At 37.2% G+C, this 21,443-nt stretch carries 18 protein-coding genes; 2 read left to right on the top strand and 16 right to left on the bottom strand.

The features are described from left to right. Window positions 1-221: 221 nt before the first annotated feature. A complete protein-coding gene (locus JNG87_RS02060) occupies window positions 222-1,124 on the bottom strand; it encodes a helix-turn-helix domain-containing protein (protein WP_202841439.1) in 903 nt (300 codons plus the stop codon). Between the two features lie 235 nt (window positions 1,125-1,359). Here JNG87_RS02060 and JNG87_RS02065 point away from each other — a divergent pair, with 235 nt between their 5' ends. Beyond that, window positions 1,360-2,415, top strand: coding sequence for an NAD(P)-dependent alcohol dehydrogenase (locus JNG87_RS02065; RefSeq protein WP_202841440.1), 1,056 nt, complete (start codon window positions 1,360-1,362; stop codon window positions 2,413-2,415). Window positions 2,416-2,467: 52 nt separating this feature from the next. On the opposite strand, the gene JNG87_RS02070 is transcribed toward JNG87_RS02065, so the two are convergent. Then, window positions 2,468-2,896, bottom strand: a complete 429-nt coding sequence (locus JNG87_RS02070; RefSeq protein WP_123279090.1) for a winged helix-turn-helix transcriptional regulator — start codon at window positions 2,894-2,896, stop codon at window positions 2,468-2,470. A gap of 81 nt (window positions 2,897-2,977) precedes the next feature. Here JNG87_RS02070 and JNG87_RS02075 point away from each other — a divergent pair, with 81 nt between their 5' ends. Then, window positions 2,978-3,856 carry an NAD(P)H-binding protein gene (locus tag JNG87_RS02075; RefSeq protein WP_202841442.1) on the top strand — a complete coding sequence of 293 codons (879 nt, stop codon included), beginning with the start codon at window positions 2,978-2,980 and terminating at the stop codon, window positions 3,854-3,856. A 112-nt stretch (window positions 3,857-3,968) separates the two neighbouring features. On the opposite strand, the gene JNG87_RS02080 is transcribed toward JNG87_RS02075, so the two are convergent. The 14 genes from JNG87_RS02080 to rpoC form a co-directional block, all read right to left on the bottom strand. Next, window positions 3,969-5,252, bottom strand: a complete 1,284-nt coding sequence (locus JNG87_RS02080) for an ectonucleotide pyrophosphatase/phosphodiesterase (protein ID WP_202841444.1) — start codon at window positions 5,250-5,252, stop codon at window positions 3,969-3,971. 110 nt (window positions 5,253-5,362) lie between these two features. Next, on the bottom strand, window positions 5,363-6,208 hold the full coding sequence (locus JNG87_RS02085; protein WP_202841446.1) for a GNAT family N-acetyltransferase: 846 nt from the start codon (window positions 6,206-6,208) through the stop codon (window positions 5,363-5,365). A gap of 175 nt (window positions 6,209-6,383) precedes the next feature. Then, window positions 6,384-7,133 (bottom strand): DOMON domain-containing protein, encoded by a 750-nt coding sequence (locus tag JNG87_RS02090; protein WP_202841448.1) that lies wholly within the window; start codon window positions 7,131-7,133, stop codon window positions 6,384-6,386. 1 nt (window position 7,134) lies between these two features. Next, the gene (locus tag JNG87_RS02095) at window positions 7,135-7,659 is read right to left on the bottom strand and encodes an ankyrin repeat domain-containing protein (RefSeq protein ID WP_062675833.1); all 525 of its coding nucleotides are present in this window, start codon (window positions 7,657-7,659) and stop codon (window positions 7,135-7,137) included. Next, window positions 7,656-8,201 carry a YceI family protein gene (locus JNG87_RS02100; protein WP_062675921.1) on the bottom strand — a complete coding sequence of 182 codons (546 nt, stop codon included), beginning with the start codon at window positions 8,199-8,201 and terminating at the stop codon, window positions 7,656-7,658. The genes JNG87_RS02095 and JNG87_RS02100 overlap by 4 nt, the downstream gene beginning before the upstream one ends. A 10-nt stretch (window positions 8,202-8,211) precedes the next feature. Next, window positions 8,212-8,559, bottom strand: a complete 348-nt coding sequence (locus tag JNG87_RS02105; protein WP_065119704.1) for a hypothetical protein — start codon at window positions 8,557-8,559, stop codon at window positions 8,212-8,214. A gap of 1 nt (window position 8,560) precedes the next feature. Beyond that, entirely contained in the window at window positions 8,561-9,403 is an 843-nt protein-coding gene (locus JNG87_RS02110) for a DUF5777 family beta-barrel protein (RefSeq protein ID WP_202841450.1), read from the bottom strand. A gap of 125 nt (window positions 9,404-9,528) precedes the next feature. After that, a complete protein-coding gene (locus JNG87_RS02115; RefSeq protein ID WP_202841452.1) occupies window positions 9,529-10,179 on the bottom strand; it encodes a Crp/Fnr family transcriptional regulator in 651 nt (216 codons plus the stop codon). Window positions 10,180-10,385: 206 nt separating this feature from the next. Beyond that, window positions 10,386-12,566 carry a TonB-dependent receptor gene (locus tag JNG87_RS02120; RefSeq protein WP_202841454.1) on the bottom strand — a complete coding sequence of 727 codons (2,181 nt, stop codon included), beginning with the start codon at window positions 12,564-12,566 and terminating at the stop codon, window positions 10,386-10,388. A 29-nt stretch (window positions 12,567-12,595) separates the two neighbouring features. Next, entirely contained in the window at window positions 12,596-13,087 is a 492-nt protein-coding gene (locus tag JNG87_RS02125; RefSeq protein ID WP_202841456.1) for a hypothetical protein, read from the bottom strand. 86 nt (window positions 13,088-13,173) lie between these two features. Then, complete coding sequence (locus JNG87_RS02130; protein WP_202841458.1) at window positions 13,174-13,644, bottom strand: hypothetical protein; 471 nt, start codon at window positions 13,642-13,644, stop codon at window positions 13,174-13,176. Between the two features lie 3 nt (window positions 13,645-13,647). After that, the gene (locus JNG87_RS02135) at window positions 13,648-16,473 is read right to left on the bottom strand and encodes a T9SS type A sorting domain-containing protein (RefSeq protein ID WP_238349654.1); all 2,826 of its coding nucleotides are present in this window, start codon (window positions 16,471-16,473) and stop codon (window positions 13,648-13,650) included. Between the two features lie 208 nt (window positions 16,474-16,681). Further along, window positions 16,682-16,987 carry a DUF3467 domain-containing protein gene (locus JNG87_RS02140; protein WP_002976436.1) on the bottom strand — a complete coding sequence of 102 codons (306 nt, stop codon included), beginning with the start codon at window positions 16,985-16,987 and terminating at the stop codon, window positions 16,682-16,684. Between the two features lie 87 nt (window positions 16,988-17,074). Then, a complete protein-coding gene (gene rpoC / locus JNG87_RS02145) occupies window positions 17,075-21,340 on the bottom strand; it encodes a DNA-directed RNA polymerase subunit beta' (RefSeq protein WP_202841460.1) in 4,266 nt (1,421 codons plus the stop codon). Between the last annotated feature and the right edge of the window lie 103 nt (window positions 21,341-21,443).

The following is a 21,443-nucleotide window of genomic DNA, read 5'->3' on the forward strand; positions in this document are numbered from 1 at the left end:
AAAACTGTGAAAACTTTTCTCTTTAAATTTAATTATTTAAACACAAATTTCACAAATGAGTACACAAATATTCACTAATAATTATGTTGTCATTGGTGAAAAGATTAGCGTTATTCGTGTTAAAAATAATTTAACCACTAATTCCACAAATGCAGGCACAAATATTCACAAACCATTATTGTGTAATTCGTAAAAAAATTAGTGTTATTCGTGTTAAAAAACTAGTTCAGGGTTTTATATTCGCTGGGTGAAATTCCTACTTTGGTTTTGAACAGCCTTGTAAAATGCTGTGGATATTTAAAGCCCAGATCATAAGAAATTTCGCTTATTGTTTTTCCCTGATCCAGAATCTGTTCTTTAGCTATATCAATCAGTTTATTGTGGATAAACTCCTGAGCTGAGATTCCCAGTTCTTTTTTGATCAGATCTCCGAAATAATTGGCAGAAAGATTTAGCTTTTCCGCAAAATAGTTCACCATAGGAAAACCTATATTCTTCGGATTTTCAGATTTTAAATAATCATCCACCAGATTTTCAAATTTACCTATGACACCCTGATTGATATGATCTCTTGTAATGAATTGCCGGTCGTAAAAACGCATACAGTAGTTCAGAAAGAGTTCAATATTATTAACAATTAAAGATTTACTATGTTTATCAATAGCCTGTTCCAGTTCCAGTTTAATATTTTTAAAACAATCCAGCACTACTTCCCTTTCTTTTTCAGAGAGATGAAGCGCTTCATGCACATCATAAGAGAAGAAGGAATAGTCTTTCATATTCTTCCCTAAGTTGGTTCCTTTAATTAAATCCGGATGAAAAATAAGGGCAAAACCTGCAGGCTGGATAAATTTGTCATTATTATAAATTCCATACGTCTGTCCGGGAGCAATAAAAACTAAAGTTCCTTCCTGATAATCATAGCTGTGTTTCCCATATTGCATATCTCCGCACATTACATCTTTCAGAAAAACGGTATAAAACCCGAATTTTCTCTGGTGCTGGCAGATAGGATCGGATTTGGAAAAATCAATAATACTCACCAGCGGATGCAGGGTTTCATGATTGGCCATTTTATTGTATTCCGAAACACTGTTGTAGATTTCAACCTCCTGATTTTCCATGAAGTACATTTTTATTACTATTCAAAATTACCACTTTCATTTGTAACTGAAATAGTGCCTGTAAAATTGGTAAGTAATTCGGTAATCTGTATAAGTTGGGTTTAAATGAAAGTTTCGACTTTTGTACCGTTATGGATTCTACTCCGAACGGCAGGTTTACTTATTGACAACGGATTATAATGCAACGGGTACCATAACATATAAATGATCCTAAATAAACTAAAATATAAAAAAAATGAGTACAATCACAGTAAAAGCTTATGGCGCTGAGTCTACCACGGCAGATCTGAAAGAAATGAATATTGAAAGAAGAGAGGTAACCGCAAAAGATGTAGAGATTGAAATTCTATATTGTGGAGTATGCCACTCTGACCTTCATACAGCCAGAAACGACTGGGGCGGATCTTTATATCCTGTAGTTCCGGGGCATGAAATTGTAGGAAGAATTACCAAAGTAGGAAGTGAGGTTTCCAAATTTAAAGTTGGAGATCTGGCAGGTGTAGGATGTATTGTAGATTCTTGTGGACACTGCGACAGCTGTCAGCACGATCTGGAGCAATATTGCCAGAATGGATTTACAGGGACTTATAACGGAAAAGATAAGCACCTTGGAGGTCATACTTTTGGAGGATATTCTCAAAAAGTAGTTGTTGATGAACATTTTGTTTTAAGTGTTCCTGAAAATTTAGATCTGGCAGCAGTAGCACCCCTTCTGTGCGCAGGAATTACCACATGGTCACCGTTAAGACACTGGAACGCTGGTCCGGGTTCAAAAGTAGCCGTTGTAGGATTAGGCGGTTTAGGTCATATGGCTATCAAACTAGCAAAAGGACTGGGAGCAGAAGTTACTTTATTCTCAAGAACTCCGGGAAAAACGGATGATGCGAAACAACTTGGAGCAGATCACGTTGTAATCTCTACGGATGATTCCCAAATGGATGCTGTAAAAGGTAAATTTGACCTTATCATCGATACGGTACCTTACGAACATGACATCAATCCTTATATGCAGACTCTTTCTCTGAACGGAACTCTGGTTCTTGTAGGATTCGTTGGTGAATTCCAGGAAACGCAGGTAAGTACAAGACCTATGATCTTCCAACGCCGTTCTGTAGCAGGATCTTTGATCGGAGGTATTGCAGAAACCCAGGAACTGTTAGATTTCTGTGGAAAACATAATATCGTATCTGATATCGAGCTGATTAAAATGCAGGATATCAACAACGCATATGAAAGAATGCTTAAAAGCGATGTAAAATACCGTTTCGTTATTGATATGCAGTCTTTATAATTCTTCTATAAAATAGTAACAGAAACAGGTTCTTCAGATCGAAGAGCCTGCTTTATTTTTTCAGATTTTGGCTAAAAGCATTTTGATCCTGTTTCGTTATATATCTGTTTCCTTCAGCACATTTATTATCATTTCTTTCCATATCCTGAAAAGCCCATGCTGCCATGGCATCAATCACTGGAGCCAGTTCATTCCCTGCTTCACTCAGTTTATAGGTCACATGAGGTGGCACTACAGGTTTTGCTGTTCTGATAATGAGTCCGTCTGTTTCAAGCTGTTTCAAATGCTGGATAAGCATTTTTTCTGTTACGGCAGGAATTGCTTTTTTCAATTCGCTGTATCTTTTTTCTCCTGTGGAAAGATTGAACAGGATAATCGGTTTCCAGAATCCTCCAATTCTTTCCATAACGTACATTACAGGACAATCCTGCACTGTTTTTTTATTCTCCTGAATGGTTGAACTTTCTTTAATCGCTGTCATATCTACATACTTTAGGGTAAGTACTTGTATAAAAGTAAGTACAAATATAACTTTGTTCTCAGAAATAAAAAATATTTACATATGAAAATTATAATCACAGGATCACTAGGAAATGTAGCTAAACCATTAGCACAAAAATTAATTGCCGACGGGCACAATATTACCATAGTAAGCAGCAGCGATGCCAGAAAACAGGATATTGAATCTCTGGGTGCAACTCCGGCCATTGGGTCTATCACAGACGTTGATTTTTTAACGCAAACATTTGATGGAGCGGATGCAGTTTTTGTGATGACCCCTCCAGCGATCAGCCCGGATAAAATTGTGGAAAACACGACCAATGCAGGAAAAAATTATGCTGAAGCTTTGAAAAATACGAATGTAAAAAGAGCTGTCATGTTAAGCAGTGTAGGTGCAGAATCTCCGGTAGAAAACGGTCCTATTGCGGGTCTTCACAATATTGAAAAAATATATAATGACGTAGAAGACACTTCTTTTACTTTTTTAAGAGCCGGATATTTTTACAATAATTTTTTCAATGATATTCCTTTAATTCAAAATGCAGGAATCATTGGAGCAAATTATCCTGCAAGTATTGAAGTACCAGTTGTACATCCAACTGATATTGCGAAAGCTGCTGCCGAAGAACTGGTAAACGACGGAAATACCCATACGATCAGATATATTGTAAGCGATATAAGAAAAGCCTCTGATTTTGCTAAAGTTTTGGGTTCTTCTGTTAATAAGCCGGAACTTCCATGGGTAGAGTTCTCTGATGAAGATTCTTTAAACGGAATGCTTCAGGCGGGATTACCTGAAGATATGGCTAATTTGTATGTTGAAATGGGAAGAGGAATAAGAACCGGTGTTGTACAGAAAGATTTTATTGATCATGGTTCCCCGATTACAGGAAGTGTTAAATTAGAAGATTTTGCAAAGGAGTTTGCTTCTCAATTTTAATTTCTTTTGTCTTGAAACAAAAGTTCAGGACTGGAATTAAAATGCTGGCTATAAGTAAATTCGGCGCACCAAAGGTGCGCCGAATTTATTTTATAATATCTTTAAATCAATACTATTTTTTGTTTTTTAAAGTTCTTTTTAAAACTTTCAGTTTTCCATCAATAGGCTGATCAATTTTTAATCCTAAAACCTCAGCTACCAATGGATAAACATTGATGTTCGCAAATTCGCTGATCACCATATTGCTTTTAAATTCCGGTCCCCAGGCAAAGAAAACCGCTTTCATTTCCGGTACAACTTTAGGGTTATAGCCGTGTTTTCCAACAGATGTTTTCTTACCTTTTTCCAGAAATATTTTTGGGGCTTTAGGAATCAGAAGAATCTGTCCTATTCTGTTGTACTGGTCATCTCTTGTTGCAAAGTGAAGGTATCTGGGAAGTTTTTTATCAAGATATACTTCGTAATCATCCGTTTTATTAGCCTTCAGTTCTTTGTAAACTGCTTTTACCTCATCCGGATTTTTAACATAAATTCTCAACAAAGTCTGGGAATTATAAAAATCAAATCTGTTTTTATCAAAAAGAAGAGCAGGAATTTCCAAAGGTGTACCGCCGTCTACTTTAATCATCCCGTGATCGGAAACAAAAACAAAGTTGACATTTTTCAATCCTAATCCATTTACTTTCTGAACAAGATCACCAATAGCCTGATCTATCAGATGAACAGCTGTTTCCGTTTCTTTCGCATCAGGACCAAAATGATGCCCGCTCCCATCTACTTCCGGGAAGTACAATGAAATAAAATGAGGTCTTTTATCTTCAGGCAGTTTCAGCCAGTTTACCACTTTTTCTACCTTTTCGGAAGGTGTGAACTTTTCGTGATATGGATAATAATAAGTGGGTCTCATCCCTCCTGCATCGCTGGCAGATCCTACCCACATTAAAGAGGCCGACACCATTCCCTGTTTTTCAGCAAGCCCCCAAAGCGGAGTTCCTCCATACCAGCTTCCGTCCTCAGCATTTTTCTTATTGCTCATCGCATATCCTTCTTTTCTCTTATAATCATAGAAAAAATTATCAATCAGGCCATGATGGGAAGGATAAAGCCCTGTGATAAGACTCCAGTGGTTGGGGAAAGTAATACTTGGATAGCTTGGAATCATTGCTTCAGCCTTTACACCGCCATTAGCCAGTTTTAAAAGATTTTCAGCATTATATTTCTTAGCATAATCATAACGGAAACCATCCGTTGATATCATAATCACATAAGGTTTCGACTGTGCTTCAGTACTGTTTTGTCTTTCTGGTATTACAACCTGGGCAGTATCAATATTGGCCTGCTGGGCAAAAGCCGTAAAGGAAATGAGCAGCAGTAAAAAATGGATTCCTCGCTTCATTATTTTAAAAATTTTCGGCAAAGTTACATCCTATCCTTCTCCCTGAAAAGTTTAAGAGATTAAAAGTATATTAAAACCTCTTATTTTGTTTGAATCAAAATTAATCGCTGTTAAATAGACCTTTTCATTTCAAATTGTGACAGCCAGTTGTTCAGTCCTATTTTTTCGCTAAGAAACTTATCTGTACTTTCTGAAGAATCATCCACATTGTTTAACGCTATCGCCTGCCCGTTATTTTTTTCTCTGATAGCATTAAAGAGCTTTGTACCAATTCCCTTATTTCTGTAATTCTTATCTACAGCAAACTGATATACTTTTTTCGATGCAGGACCATAAACAATATATCCGACGAGCTTTTCCCTTTCATAAGCACCTAAAGTCACATAATTTTCAGGCATCGGTTCCAATACGAAAACTGATCCCTGCCATGAAGGTTCAATATCCCAGAATGAACATAACAAATCCCATTGAAATTCTTTCAAATCCTTAATAGAAACCTCAGCATTTTCTTTTCCCTGCTGAATACTTCCGTTGAAGCAAAGTAATCTTCGTACAATCGTAAACCCGAGATTTTCATAAGCTCTGATGGCAGGCTGATTTCCTTCAATCACTTCAAGCAATAAGGTATTGGCATTTCTATCCTTTAAAACAGGAATGATAAAATCATACATTTTTCTCACCAATCCCTTGCCTCTGCTTTCCGGAACTACTCCTGTACCGCCATTGTAAATAATTTTCTCCCCGTTTTCAATTTTTTCAGACTGAAGGATAAAGCCAACCAGTTTCCCCTCTTCAAATGCTCCGGCAGACAAACTCAGATCTAATTTTTCTGCTGCAATTTTTGAAACAAGCACTTCTTTTGTCAAGTGAAAAGGAACAACATAATCAGAAAATGAGTAATTGAATACTGATAAAAGTTCATCTATTGTGATATCAGCTAAGGTTTTGAATTCCATAGGATCGTAAAAATTATAAGGTCAAAAAATTTTCCTTTATTAAGAATCAGGATACATACAAATATAAGAATTTTAAAGCAATCTCCCTGAAATTGGGACTTTAAGAAAAAATGATACCCCTGAAAAATCAGAGGTATCTGTTAAAAAAATATTGAGGTGTGTTTTTTCTGAAAAATTATTCTTTGATCAGTTTTTCATAAGATGTACTTCCGTCTTTAAGCTGAATTTCAAGATAGTAACTTCCTGATTTCAGATTTTCAATACTGATGCTTTCTCCATCCGGTTTTATTGACAATACTTTTCTGCCTGTTGCTTCGTAGATATCAACGGATTTTATTTTGTCAGAATTTTTGAAATTAACGGTTGATTTTGCCGGATTAGGATATAGATTTACCTTTTTGCTATCAGCTGTAATTTCATTGGTAGATAAAGTGGCAGCTGTCATCGTCAATGTTGCATATCCTCTTCCTGCATCATGGTATCCTAAAGAAGTTCCTCCACTTTTACGGGCATAGAAGATATTGATTGTTCCAGCCGCATTGGCAATGGCAAAATCTCCTGTTCCACCTGTAAGTGACCTTGTTGCTACTACAGTTCTTGTAGATCCGGATACGGTGTTCGAAGTTTCTGTCCAGTCCTGAGATGCATCGGCCGAAGGTGCATTAGGAACATTACTGAACGAATAGTCTCTATTGGCAGAAGAGTTATAAATAAATCCGTCTGATCCAGCAGCCATGCCGGTAGTTCCAAAACCTATTCCCATCATAGAGTTGCTGTCACCTGTTACCGTAATCGTTACTCCTGAAGGAGTTGTATCTAATTTCACCGTCATGGAAGTTGCCGGTAAGTTTACCGTTCCTGACGAAAACTGTGCCAATGCGAAATTAGCAAGAAGTACGCTTAGCGCTAGTAGAGTTTTTTTCATATCAATTTTTTAAAAGATTAATAATTTCCTTGTTATTGGTTTGTAATGCATATTCGAAAGGGGTCATTCCCATTGAATCTTTCTTTGTTTTATCTGCTTTATATTTCAGCAGCTGTTCTACCAGATCTTTATTTCCGGATTTTACAGCCCAGAATAAAGGGGTGTATCCTGTTTCATCTGCAATATTGGGATCTGCTTTTTTCTTAAGCAGATGTTCTACAAGGTCTTTGTTGTATTTAATCGCAAGACCTGCCAATGCCGTTCCTTCACGGCTTTTGTAATTGACATCTTTTACATTTTCAATCAGAAAATCGGCAACGTCTGTATTTCCTCTGTAACAGGCCAGAATAAGGGGTGAAAATCCGTGTTCATTGGTCTGATTAATCACATCCGGATTTTGCTTCATCAACTCCTGTACTTCAGTTACAGTCCCATTTCTTGCAATATCAAATATTGATTTCGCTTTTTCCTGAGCAGATACTACTGAACTCAGGAACAGTCCTAATATTAAGATGAAATGTCTCATTGTTTTATCATTACATAGTTGTATTCAATATTGACATTTTCAGCCACTTTCTTGGTAACCATTTTGGGAATAGTCACTTTATAATCTACAGGTCTTGCTACAAAACCTCCCTGCATATAGATTTTACCGTCTTTGGCATATAAAGTGGCAGCAGAGGTAACGGCTTTATCTACTCCATGAAAGTTTAATGTTCCCTGCACCGTATATTTCTGAGGACTTGTGGTAAGCTTTGTTTTATCAAAGTTGACAATCTTTCCTTTGAAAGTGGTTTTCGGATATTTTGCAGATTCAGCATAGCTTTCATTGAAATGCTCTTCCATTAATTTTGTTTTAAAATGAAAGTTTTTGACATTTGAAACTGACGCCATTTCACCATTGTCTGCATTGAGAATGACAACATTGTTGTCATCCTGAGCAAAAATATCATCAAACAGTGGTACCGAAGCTTCAAAAGTTACTTTCCCTGTTTTGGAGCTATATTTTTGTGCTGAAGCGTACCCTGCAGAAAGAAGTAATACGCTTAATAATGCTAATTTTTTCATATCATTTTTTTTAATTTTCATTTAGTCCGTCAGCTTTCCATTTGATAAACATATTGATTTGAGCTGCGGACATAGATCCTCCCTTTGGCATTTTCTCCGGATCACCATTAGGTCTCTGGATACGATCCAGAATTCCGTCAATATTATTTTTTACCTGATCATATGTAACTAAAGGTTTAAAACTTCCTGCAGAATGACAGCCTGCGCAGCTGTTATCCATAATGGGTTTTACATCTGCTGTATATTTTACAGATGCCGTTATCGGTGTGTTATCAGAAATCTCTTCATACGTTCTGCTGTCACAAGCCGTTAGTATGATTGCTGACGACAATATCAATAAGGATGTTAGCTTTTTCATATTAAAAAACTCTATAAAGATTAAACCCAAAGAAAATATGTCCCTTTCCCCATGCTCCTGTGGCATTGGTAAGATATCCGATATCAGAATTAATCTGGGAGTTTGTCAGTAAAAGCTGGAACACATGTCCTCCGGTTTCTATATCTACGCCCAACGATAAAGGGTTTTTATAAAAACTGTGATCGTCAAAATTCACAAAGTATTCTGCATTCACAGAAACTCGTTTTGAAATTTTATAGCGTCCTCCCAAACCTGCCATAAACTGGTTTTTGTTTTCAATGGTAGGTTCATAAAGGTTTTTATGAACAAATGAAGGTGTAAGCTGTACTGAAAGCTTATCACTGAATCTTCTTGAGATCAATGCCTGGGTAAGATAAGAAAGCCTGTCACTGAATGTAAGGTGAGGATATGTGTCCTTATCCAGTTCAGTATTGGCTCCCATTACGTTATACCCCACAATATCCACCGGGAAGTTTTCACTTTGTTTTATCAATCTGTATTTCACTGCTCCTTCAAATGTTTTCATATTAGTTTCTCTGGAAAGGCTTACAGATACTGCGTCTGAAATACCATAGATAACACCTAATTTGGTGGAAGCATGATCAAGACCGAAAAAGTCTTTAAATCCAGCGCTTATATCACCAAATCTATGGGCAACGATAATGTACCATTCTTTTTTGGCTGCAAGTTTTGTAGATTGTCCTGTTACAATCTGAAGGGCTTTGAAAGCAGGTTGTGAGGTTTCTGTATTGGTTTTAACCGTGTCAATATCTTTCAGCAGGTCTTCCTGTGCAAAGACAAGACCTGAAGAAAACATTGACAAAAATAAGAGAGTTTTTGTCATATACAATTTGAATTAAATTATGATATGACAAACTTATTGAGTTCTCAATTCAAAAATAGGTGATAAAAGTCACCAGTCAAATTGTTTTTATCAATAATAGAAATAAACTTTTCAAACAATTAAAATTAGACCGTTCTAACATTTTCATTTACAGGAACTTTTATTCCTTCTTTAGTCTGAACAATTTCACCTTCGCTTTCAATTTTTTTCAGAACTCTGCTCACAACTTCTCTGGAAGTCCCCAAACTGTTGGCAATTTCACGATGGGTGATCTTAATAGGATTGTTTCCCTTGGACGAAATCTGTTGTTTGATATAATTGAGAACCCTTTTATCCAGTTTATGGAAAACAGCATCATTCACCATATTCATAACTTCTGAAAATCTCCGGTCATATTCATGGTAAAAGAGCTTATTAATTTCCGGAAACCTTATAAGCCATTCGTGCATGACAGAAACGGGAATAAGAATCGCTTCCGAATCTTCTTCTGCGATGGCATATACCCTGCTGATATAATCTGTCAGAATGGATGAAAAGGTCATGAGACAGCTATCTTTCGGTTTGATGTAATAGTAGATCAGTTCTCTTCCATCATTAAGGGTAAAGACTTTGATAGAGCCTTTTATGAGGAAAGGAACAAATTTATTCTTCTGCCCTTCTCTTATGATCTCTGTTTTTGCTTTTATATCAACAGCAACAGCATGTTTTTCAAGCTCCGATAAAAATTCGGCACCCAAAAAGCCAAATTTACTTACAGCGAACGAGTTATCAATCATATCTTATATTTTCTGCTTTTTCTTAAACAAAGATATAAAATTGATATATGCTTACTACATATTTTCACCTCATTAAAGAAAATTAACAATTAGACAAATCCAATATGAATTTCAGTGATGTTTATAATTCAATAAAAAACCACAGTCATGAACTGTGGCATTTTCATTTTGCTGTAAAAAGATATCTATGAATATAAAAGTATATTTTAAAATCTGTATTTCACATTGAATCCGTAAAAGAAATAGGCTTTTCCAGGTCCCGGATTGAGATCTGTAGGAACTATGTAGTTACTTCCTTTATCTGAATCGCTGATATTATTTCCTAAGAATAAAAATGTATAATTAATCTGGCTGGTAAGATTATTACCCATCACATACAGGTCCAGATCCAGTTTATTGAATGATTTTTTAAACCCTAATTTTGAATTAAGCAATCCGAAACCTTTTACCAGATTCGAATTGTTAAAATCAGAATAAACATTTCCAAGATAATTATATGTATTCACCAGATAAAATCCCGGTTTGGTAAAGATATCCAATCCTACAGCGTACTTATTTCTTGGTACTCCTACTACTGTCTTATGGTCGTACACCATTAGTTTCCCTACAGTCTTCCCTGTAACAGGGTCTTGATATTTGGGATCATAGATTGAAAAATCTTTATATTTTGTATCGTAATAAGAAAGATTTACAAAAGGAACAATTCTCTCAATAAATGAGTTCTCTGTTCTGTACTGATATCCTATACTCAACTCAAGGCCTGTATTTTTCTGACTTCCGGTATTAGCCCAGTACGTTTGCCCACTTGTATTACCTGGTAAAAGGAGCTGTGCAAGTTTATCGGAATAGTCGATTCTGAATGCTGAAATGCGGTAATCCAGTTTTGTATTCAGTAAAAGGCCATGTACACTGAAGTCAAACATTTTTGCACGCTCAGGCTTTAAATCATCATTTACAGTGTTGGTAGCAGTTATGAACGAAGAAGCTGCGGTAGGAGTATTATATCCTTCACTATAGCTTAGATTAAAGATCTGGTGTTTCCATTCTTTCTGTAATGCAAAATGAGGCGTATAAGCCATGTCATACTTTTTATTAAAAGACTGATCTTTGTGTCCGGGAACTAAATCTGGTAAGGCATAAAGATCCTTCCTGTCATAATTGGTTCTGTTGGCACTAAGTCCAGCGAGCAAAGTAAGCCCCCAGGGCTTATATGTCAGATAATCGATCACAAAATAGGTGGATTGATTATTATTATATTTAAAATAAGATGCTCCGGACATTCCTGTTGTCTGCAGTGGATTTGTTTCTGAGCCTGTAAAACGATAACTTGAAGTAGTGGAAACAGAATTTTGTATTTCTACGCCAAAGTCCAGCTTATTTTCAAAATCTTTAAACCCGTTCTTTAATGTAAAAGTGGAACGCAGCCCTACATTCGGGGAACTCGTCACTCCGTATGCTCCGGCAGAAACACTTTCTGTATTTGCGTTATAATAAAACAGAGTGGTATAGTTTTTTAAATTTGAAGTAAGGCTTACAGTATTACTCAATCCTACTCTTGTTGATTTTATTTTTGTTCCGGCATTTTTTCTGATATAAGCAACATTTCCGTTATCGATTCCGGCATAGTAATCATCGTATGAGATCTGTCCTGAAGTGTGCTCGTACGAATAAGCCTGACTTGCAAGGAAACTTAACTGATCTTTTTTGCTTAATTTCACTGTACCATTGACATTGAAGAAGTTTTTTAATCCGCCTCCATTGGGTCTGTAACCATCCGTTTCAAGATGTCCATATGCAGCATTTACGGAGTAGTTTTCATCTGCAGCATTCAGCTGTGTTCTGGACTGAAAGGTTTTAAAAGCGCCCAACATTACATCTTCCGAAACTGAAATTCCTTTTGTAAAATCCGGTCTTGTATAAAAACGGACCGCTCCGCCTGTTCCACCTCCATACATGGTGGCTGCCGGACCTTTAATAACTTCTACATTATTCACAAAAGCAAAATCCATATCATCCAGAACAGTGATTCCTTCTGCTGTAGTTAACGGTATATTATTCCAGTATGCTTTCACTCCCCAGTTGTTGAATTTCTGATCATTTCCATATCCCCGGACAACAAGTCTCTGGCCACCAAAGTTGGTTCTTTTATCTACCTGCAGTCCTGCCATAGTGGATAAAGTCTGATCTATTGCTGCCGGATTATTTCTGCTAAGGTCTTCTTCGGAAAGAGTTTCTACTGACTGTCCATGTCTTTTAAATTCCGCACGTTCCTGTTTTATTTTTTTTCTTCCCAGGATATTCACTTCGTCAATTGTCCCCTCCTGATTTTGCTGAGCATGCGCTATAATGCAGCCTAACGCCGCTGCCATGCATATATATTTTTTCATTATTCAAAATTTGTGTTACCATTAATATACTATTTATATCTGTTTTGATGGATACACATTTCAGGAGGAGGAGGAATAATGGATATATAGGATGTATTTGCTGATGGAAAATTATAGTCCGGGAGTATTCTGAAATCTGAATGATCCGAAACATCATCTTCTTTACTAGAAATAACCGCTAAAAAAAGAGAGGTTTTACATTCATTTTTATGATGCAGAGGGAAGTTAATATGCTTGTGCATATCTATATTTTGTACAGCCAGCATTTTTGACAGATCAATCAGGGAATTGATGATTATATCTTTTTTATCCCTATAACAGAAGAATTTTTTTTCTCCATTAATGATCCGTATTTGGATGATGTCATAAGAATATCCGTTAAGAATAAATTCCTTCTTTTCTTTCCACTGCACATTTGCAATATCTGCTTCTGTAAAGCACACGGTTTCTGAATCCTTGAATTTATTCCTGGTAATATTATATTGTGTTTTCTTATACAGCTCTTTTTTTAGAATAGTCATACCGGAATATATCATATTATTGAACAATACGATAACAGAAAGGCACAATACAATAGAAAATAGTTTTTTGTACAAAGAATTAAGTATTAAGGAGCAGGTTCACCGGAAAAATCAACTGCAATAAATTTTGAAATGTTTATTCTGTGCAGCGTTTGGGAACCTTGTACATTGTATTCTATCCAATTGTCTTTTGGATTTTTTTTGGGGGAAACAGGAATTTCATCAGATTTTCCTGCCGGCACCTGATCAGCCATTTTGGTTTCATCTTCGTTTTTATACTGAAGATTGCCTCTTACTATAATTGTATTTCCGGCATTATCCTGACTAAACGGAATAGTATTTCCTTCTGCTCTCAGCGTTTTTACCGTAACTATACTGTTATTATTTTTCTTAAATTTAACGGTATACATGATTCCCTTTACTCCCGATCTTCCTCCTGTCCATTCTGTTTTTTCAGCAGAGATGACTGATATTGCCTTATCCTGATATAAAGAGGATACCGGCATCCCGCAGGAAGCCAGCATCCAAAACACAGTTAAAAATAATTGATTATTCATTTTTTAGTCATTATCACCTCCTTTAGGTCCCAATACAAGGAAGTTACCACTATATACAATTTCACCTTTATATTCGGCTTTCAGTATATAATTTCCAGATAACATTTTTTGTCCGAACTCTTCATCAGATTTTACGTTTTTCTTACTATACACAAGCCTTCCCGATGCATCCACAATACTTATATCCACGCTGTTATATTTAGCTGTATCAAATCTCAGATGGGAAATCCCTTTTGAAGGATTCGGATATATAATATTCATATTCTTTTTAAATTTGGTCTCTGTGGTTGACAATGGAGTCAGCGTATTCTGTGTTGTCCAGGCTCCTCTTCCATAAGTAGAAACCAATACTGTTTTGGTAGCAGGTCTGTAATCCAGATTAGTAATTCTCACATTCCCTATATTTCCAGTTACTGAAGACCATTCAGGAGTTAAATCAAGGAAATTAGTAGTTCCCCAAACTCCCATTTCTGTTCCTACTAATACTTCATTGGGGTCGTCTGGATTTCTGAGGACAGTTCTTACCGGCATATCAGGAAGGTTTCCTTCTTTGTTCTGCCAGGTTGTTCCTCCATCTGTAGAATAGAAAACGCTGGTGAGGTTATAATTGGAAAGTGTCACCATAATCTCATTTTCATTTGCTCCAAACTCGATATCAGAAATAGTTCCTGCTATTGGTGATGTTAACAGAGTTGCTGTATATGCTGTGGTATTTGCATTTGCTATTTTAAAGATTCTCCCAAGATTGGTTCCTACAAAAAGTGTGGTGGAAGCAGTTGTATAAGGGGATACTTTCATCCACGATATCTGCTCTCCGGACTGTGCTGTTCCTACAGTAACCACATCATTAGTGAATGATGTAGCAGTAGCAGAAAGTCCGCTTGTTCTGAAAAGCGTAAGCCCTGAACGGTAAGAATAGAAGACATCATTGATTCTATCTAATGCTATTTCATTGACAAAATGTCCTAAATTTGCATTGGTATCGGCTATAAGACTCTGCGCATTGTTCGTCAATAAATAGTGATTGTTATAAGTATAGCTTGATATTTCATAAGTATCCAGATCATCATATTCTGTGTACATGCCATCTCCCCCTGTAGCAGGCCACTTGGAAAGAAAGTTATTGGCTTGTGGAACACCATAAAGCCACCATGAACCATTATCCTGAGCCCCCGCCAGTAATTCTTCGTTAGCAGGTACTTTTGTAGGATTGAGCATAGCTGTGTAGAACTGAGTTACATTATACCTGGTATTTCTTGCAACAAAGCCATCTACAGTCCCGATATTGGTTTTATTGGAAGCATAATACACTCCTCCATCATTTCCAAAAAGCATTTGCCCGGTTGCGTAATTATTATAAGGACTGAATATGATTGCATGCTGATCCGCATGTACCTCTGAAACCTGTAAAGCGGCCATATTGTTATTATTGGACCATTTTGAAATCTGACTCCATGTACCTCCTCCGTTGGTAGATTTATACAGATCAACACCTCCGATATACACTGTATTGTCATCTTGAGGATCTGCTGCAATCACAAGATCATAAAAAGATTGTCCCCGGGTGAAATCATTAGCAGGAATACTCGTGTCTGTAGGCGCAGGTAATGTCAAAACAGGCGCTGTATCATTGGTAGCCTGCCATGTTACTCCTCCGTCAGCAGAACGTGCAATTCTGATTGGTTCTGCAGTAGTAGAGCTTCCCTGCATAAAAGCATACACTTTATTAGCATTTGTTTTGGAAAGACAAAAATTGACTCTTGCTCCTGCATTTCCAACATTATACACCTGATTAAAAGTATTTCCGTCAGCAGATTTAAAAATTCTTCCTCCTGAATCTATAGTGGAATATATTGAAGATCTGGTGGAGACCCAAACCGAATTATCAGCTCCGATTTCTATTTGCTGAATAGAATATCCTATTGTACTGGTTGAATTTGTTGTTGTATTCTGTGCTAATAAACTGGTGTTCTTTACAAATGTAGCACCTCCGTCTGTAGATTTGTACAATCCCGCCTGATTTAATCCCTGAAATGTACCACTAGAATAATTACCGCTTACTCCAGCATAAACCTCTGAAACTCCAGCATTATTTCTAACTTTAATATCATTAATATAAAAGTTTCCATTTCCTATTCCATTCGAATAGGTTGCCGGTATTGTAAATATCTGTGTCCAGGTAGTGCCTCCATCCGTTGATTTCCAAATTCCGGATCCTTTGGCATCACCCGTTTCACATTCCCCTGTACCAACATAAAATACCTGTGGATTGTTTGGGTCGTAAGTAATGCATGAAACCGAAGTATTGGCCCAGAACGTACTGAGCGGCTGCCATTCATTTGTACTTACAGAAGGATCCTGATTAACCCAAAGTCCACCGGAAATTCCACCTGCAAAGACTCTTTTGCCGGTAGTATCATTAGGGTCATACATAATTGCCCTTGTTCGCCCTCCTACATCATATGGCCCTCTTTCAATCCAGGGTTCATTAATAATTTTTCCAGTGGAAGAATGATGATTACTGGAAATAAATGACATAGGTTTTTCAGAACGATATTTACCCGACAGGATATCATGATTTATTTTTACCAGTTTCCCAAAATAAGTCCTTCCTGTAACTGGATCCATTGTTCTTTTGTAATCTTCCTCATAATATTCATTGGGAGGTATTCCAGCTGCCCTAGCAGCTTTATGTTGCTGTTTAAGGTTCTTATCGTACTGGGCATACAATTTCTGTAAATGTTTTTGATTATTGTTGAGCGTATTTTGCTGTGCATTAGTAAAAGTGCAGAATAATACCGCTGCGATAGGATAGATTTTCAGTTTCATTTGTTTTTTTTCAAATATATTAAAAATAAATATTAAATATTCAATAAAAAACAAAATATATTACAGATATACATATAAAAACAACACAAATATATCAAATACCTAATTGAGCGTTTTTTGTTTTTTAATTAAAATGCTTATTTTTTTTAATTAAAAAACAAAAAGCCCCGGATAAATCCGGGGCAATTATATGATTACAAAAGAAATCTTACGCTTGAACGTTGTTTCCTCCTAATACGAAAGGCTCAACTTCTTTGATTTCTCCGAACTGCTGCTCGTAGTTAGCGATGTTCTGTTGAAGAGCATTTAATACTCTTTTAGCGTGAAGTGGAGCAAGAATTACTCTTGATCTTACTTTAGCCTGCTGAACACCTGGCATCAACTGAATAAAGTCTACTACAAATTCAGATGGGGAGTGGTTTACCAATGCAAGGTTAGCATAGATACCAGCCGCTACCATTTCGTTTAATTCGATGTTGATGTTTCCGTCTTGTGGATTTTGATTGTTGTCCATTGTTATAAATTATGTTTTTAAAATTCGAAATTTGAGATTGTGAAAATATAAAAATAATTTCAAATCCCAAATTTCAAATCATTAATTTTAGTTAAGGTCTTCGAATTCTTTCTTAGAACCTACAATAACGTTCTGATACTCTTTAAGACCTGTACCTGCAGGGATTCTGTGTCCTACAATTACATTTTCTTTAAGACCGTTAAGATCGTCTATCTTACCAGCAACTGCTGCTTCGTTAAGAACTTTAGTTGTTTCCTGGAATGATGCTGCCGACATGAATGACTTAGTCTGAAGGGCTGCTCTTGTAATACCTTGCAGTACCGGAGTTGCCGTAGCAGGAAGAGCTTCTCTTACTTCTACCAATGCTAAATCTTCACGCTTCAACTTAGAGTTTTCGTCTCTTAATTCTCTTGCAGTAATCATCTGACCTGGCTTGAATTCTTTAGAATCACCAGCATCTACTACTACTTTAAGACCGAATACTCTGTTGTTTTCTTCCAGGAAGTCATACTTATGTTCAAGAGCTCCTTCAAGGAATTGAGTATCACCTCCATCTACGATAGATACTTTCGTCATCATTTGTCTTACGATAATTTCGAAGTGCTTATCATCGATTTTTACCCCCTGTAGACGGTAAACTTCCTGAATTTCGTTTACTAAGTATTCCTGAACGGCTGTTGGACCTTTAATTCTCAAGATATCTTCCGGTGTGATAGAACCGTCAGAAAGTGGAGAACCTGCTCTTACGAAGTCATTCTCCTGAACAAGAATCTGGTTAGAAAGTTTTACTAAGTAAATTTTTCTTTCTCCGGTTTTAGCCTCAACAATAAGTTCACGGTTACCTCTCTTGATTTTTCCGTAAGAAACTACCCCGTCGATTTCAGTAACAACCGCTGGGTTTGAAGGGTTTCTTGCTTCGAATAATTCGGTAACTCTCGGAAGACCTCCGGTGATATCCCCTGCTTTTGCAGATTTTCTTGGGATCTTGATTAAGACTTTACCAGCCTTAATTTTTTCACCATCGTTAACCATTAAGTGGGCTCCTACCGGTAAGTTGTAAGCTTTTTGCTCAACTCCTTTAGAGTCTACCACTTTCAGGGTAGGTACGGCTTTCTTATTTCTGGATTCAGAGATTACTTTCTCTTCGAATCCTGTTTGTTCGTCAATTTCAAGCTGGAATGAAATACCCTGGATGATATCCTCGTATTCTACCTTACCTGAAGTTTCAGCAATGATAACCGCGTTATACGGATCCCATCTACAGATTGTATCACCTTTCTTCACTTTATCACCTGGTTTTACAGATAATATAGATCCGTAAGGTACGTTAGCTACCATTAATGGAGTTCTGGACTCATTATCAGCAACTAATCTGAATTCTGTTGAACGGGAAACCACAACCTCAGCTGTATTACCGTTTTCATCTTCAGAAGTAATTGTTCTTACTTCATCCATTTCTACGATACCATCTCTTCTTGCAACGATAGATGGGTTTTCTGATACGTTACCTGCAGTACCCCCCTGGTGGAAGGTTCTCAACGTAAGCTGAGTACCTGGTTCCCCAATGGATTGTGCTGCAATTACACCTACCGCTTCACCCATGTGAATCACTTTACCTGTTGCCAAGTTTCTACCGTAACATTTCGCACAGATACCTTTCTTAGCTTCACAAGTTAATGGTGAACGAACCTCCACAGCTTCTAATCCAGCTTCTTCGATTCTTTTCGCCAAAGATTCAATGATCACCTGATCTGCACTTGCGATAAGCTCGTCAGTTTCAGGATCGTAAATATTATGAAGAGATACTCTACCTAAGATTCTTTCAGAGATTCTTTCAACGATCTCGTCATTTTTCTTAAGTGCAGTAACTTCTGTACCTCTTAGAGTTCCACAGTCGTCTTCTGTAACGATAACGTCCTGTGCAACGTCTACCAATCTTCTCGTTAAGTAACCGGCATCGGCTGTCTTAAGAGCGGTATCCGCAAGACCTTTACGGGCACCGTGGGTAGAGATAAAGTACTCTAGAATCGAAAGACCTTCCTTAAAGTTGGCAAGGATCGGGTTTTCAATGATCTCCGCTCCGGTAGAACCGGCTTTCTGCGGTTTTGCCATCAAACCTCTCATCCCTGATAACTGACGGATCTGTTCTTTAGAACCCCTCGCTCCAGAGTCAAGCATCATGTATACAGAGTTGAAACCACCTTGGTCAGTTTTCATTCTGCTCATGATCATTTCAGTTAATCCGGCGTTGGTATTTGTCCAAACGTCGATTACCTGGTTATAACGTTCTGTATCGGTAATCAGACCCATGTTATAGTTGGCTCTAATTTCGTCTACAGTTTCAATTGATTGTGCAATCATCTGTTTTTTCTCAACAGGAACTACGATATCCCCAAGTGAGAAAGAAAGACCTCCTTTGAATGCGTTTGAATACCCTAAGTCTTTCATTGCATCAAGGAACTTCACAGTTGTAGGGAAATCTGTATCAGCAAGGATCTTACCGATAACGTTTCTCAATGATTTCTTAGTCAGAAGTTCATTGATATATCCTACCTGCTTAGGTACAATCTGGTTGAACAGGATTCTACCTACAGAAGTTTCGATCAATCTTGTTACGATTTGTCCGTCTTCTTTAATTGGTAGTCTACATCTTACTTTAGCATTTAAAGATACTCTACCTTCAGCATAAGCGATTTCCGCTTCTTCAGGAGAATAGAATGCAAGACCTTCTCCTTTTACTTTCATCGTCTCTGTAGAGCTTAATTCTTTAGTCATGAAATAAAGACCAAGAACCATGTCCTGAGATGGTACTGTAATTGGAGAACCGTTTGCAGGGTTCAGGATGTTTTGAGAACCTAACATCAATAACTGAGCTTCAAGGATCGCTTCTGGTCCTAACGGTAAGTGTACCGCCATCTGGTCACCATCGAAATCGGCGTTGAAGGCCGTAGTTACTAACGGGTGTAGCTGGATTGCCTTACCTTCGATCATCTTAGGTTGGAAAGCCTGAATACCCAGTCTGTGAAGCGTAGGTGCTCTGTTCAATAGAACAGGGTGACCTTTCATCACGTTTTCAAGGATATCATAAACTACCGGTTCTTTTCTGTCGATAATTCTCTTTGCAGATTTTACTGTTTTTACAATTCCTCTTTCAATCAGCTTTCTGATGATGAACGGTTTGTAAAGTTCAGCTGCCATATCTTTAGGAATACCACATTCGTGAAGCTGTAAGTTTGGACCTACAACAATTACCGAACGCGCAGAGTAGTCAACCCTTTTCCCTAGTAAGTTCTGACGGAAACGACCTTGCTTACCTTTCAATGAATCAGAAAGTGATTTCAATGGTCTGTTTGACTCAGATTTTACTGCAGAAGATTTTCTTGTGTTATCGAATAATGAATCTACAGATTCCTGAAGCATACGCTTCTCGTTTCTCAAGATTACTTCAGGAGCTTTGATCTCCAATAATCTCTTCAAACGGTTATTTCTGATGATAACTCTTCTGTAAAGGTCATTCAGGTCAGAAGTTGCGAAACGTCCTCCATCCAATGGAACCAATGGTCTTAGTTCTGGCGGGATAACAGGAAGCACACGCATGATCATCCACTCTGGTCTGTTGATCATTCTTGTATTAGCACCTCTCAATGCTTCTACCACGTTCAATCTCTTAAGAGCTTCAGTTCTTCTTTGTTTTGAACCTTCGTTGTGAGCTTTGTGTCTCAAGTCGAAAGACAATGCATCAAGATCGATTCTTTTTAAAAGATCTTCCACAGCTTCAGCACCCATTCTGGCGATGAATTTGTTTGGATCAGAATCATCAAGATACTGGTTTTCTACAGGAAGAGTTTCCATGATATCAAGGTACTCTTCTTCTGTAAGGAATTCCATATTTTCAAAATCAGAACCGTCTAATTTTTTAGCAATACCCTGCTGGATCACCACATATCTTTCGTAGTAGATGATCATATCTAATTTCTTAGAAGGAATTCCTAAAAGGTATCCGATTTTGTTTGGTAATGAACGGAAATACCAGATGTGTGCAATTGGAACTACAAGGTTGATGTGCCCGATTCTCTCTCTTCTTACTTTTTTCTCAGTAACTTCTACTCCACAACGGTCACAAACGATCCCTTTGTAACGAATTCTCTTGTATTTACCACAAGCACATTCGTAATCCTTTACAGGACCAAAGATTTTCTCACAAAATAGCCCGTCTCTTTCAGGCTTGTGAGTTCTGTAGTTAATAGTTTCCGGTTTTAAAACCTCCCCTCTTGAGTCTTGTAAAATAGACTCCGGTGAAGCTAAACCGATGGTTATTTTATTAAATCTACTTGATTTATTTTTATTTGACATAATTTTTTTTAGATTTTAGATTTCAGATTTCAGATTTCAGAAGAAATCATCATTCCAAATTCAAGGATTATAAAATTGTTAGAGTGTCGTAGTCTGACATCTT

The sequence above is a fragment of the Chryseobacterium cucumeris genome (assembly GCF_016775705.1).
Classification (GTDB): domain Bacteria; phylum Bacteroidota; class Bacteroidia; order Flavobacteriales; family Weeksellaceae; genus Chryseobacterium; species Chryseobacterium cupriresistens.

Bases quoted from the DNA above. Each gene is read 5' to 3' on its own strand.
- JNG87_RS02105 (WP_065119704.1), bottom strand. From the start codon at position 8,559: ATGAAAAAGCTAACATCCTTATTGATATTGTCGTCAGCAATCATACTA.
- JNG87_RS02110 (WP_202841450.1), bottom strand. From the start codon at position 9,403: ATGACAAAAACTCTCTTATTTTTGTCAATGTTTTCTTCAGGTCTTGTC.
- JNG87_RS02095 (WP_062675833.1), bottom strand. From the start codon at position 7,659: ATGAGACATTTCATCTTAATATTAGGACTGTTCCTGAGTTCAGTAGTA.
- JNG87_RS02080 (WP_202841444.1), bottom strand. From the start codon at position 5,252: ATGAAGCGAGGAATCCATTTTTTACTGCTGCTCATTTCCTTTACGGCT.
- JNG87_RS02085 (WP_202841446.1), bottom strand. From the start codon at position 6,208: ATGGAATTCAAAACCTTAGCTGATATCACAATAGATGAACTTTTATCA.
- JNG87_RS02120 (WP_202841454.1), bottom strand. From the start codon at position 12,566: ATGAAAAAATATATATGCATGGCAGCGGCGTTAGGCTGCATTATAGCG.
- JNG87_RS02100 (WP_062675921.1), bottom strand. From the start codon at position 8,201: ATGAAAAAATTAGCATTATTAAGCGTATTACTTCTTTCTGCAGGGTAC.
- JNG87_RS02140 (WP_002976436.1), bottom strand. From the start codon at position 16,987: ATGGACAACAATCAAAATCCACAAGACGGAAACATCAACATCGAATTA.
- rpoC (WP_202841460.1), bottom strand. From the start codon at position 21,340: ATGTCAAATAAAAATAAATCAAGTAGATTTAATAAAATAACCATCGGT.
- JNG87_RS02115 (WP_202841452.1), bottom strand. From the start codon at position 10,179: ATGATTGATAACTCGTTCGCTGTAAGTAAATTTGGCTTTTTGGGTGCC.
- JNG87_RS02135 (WP_238349654.1), bottom strand. From the start codon at position 16,473: ATGAAACTGAAAATCTATCCTATCGCAGCGGTATTATTCTGCACTTTT.
- JNG87_RS02075 (WP_202841442.1), top strand. From the start codon at position 2,978: ATGAAAATTATAATCACAGGATCACTAGGAAATGTAGCTAAACCATTA.
- JNG87_RS02070 (WP_123279090.1), bottom strand. From the start codon at position 2,896: ATGACAGCGATTAAAGAAAGTTCAACCATTCAGGAGAATAAAAAAACA.
- JNG87_RS02065 (WP_202841440.1), top strand. From the start codon at position 1,360: ATGAGTACAATCACAGTAAAAGCTTATGGCGCTGAGTCTACCACGGCA.
- JNG87_RS02090 (WP_202841448.1), bottom strand. From the start codon at position 7,133: ATGAAAAAAACTCTACTAGCGCTAAGCGTACTTCTTGCTAATTTCGCA.
- JNG87_RS02060 (WP_202841439.1), bottom strand. From the start codon at position 1,124: ATGGAAAATCAGGAGGTTGAAATCTACAACAGTGTTTCGGAATACAAT.
- JNG87_RS02130 (WP_202841458.1), bottom strand. From the start codon at position 13,644: ATGAATAATCAATTATTTTTAACTGTGTTTTGGATGCTGGCTTCCTGC.
- JNG87_RS02125 (WP_202841456.1), bottom strand. From the start codon at position 13,087: ATGACTATTCTAAAAAAAGAGCTGTATAAGAAAACACAATATAATATT.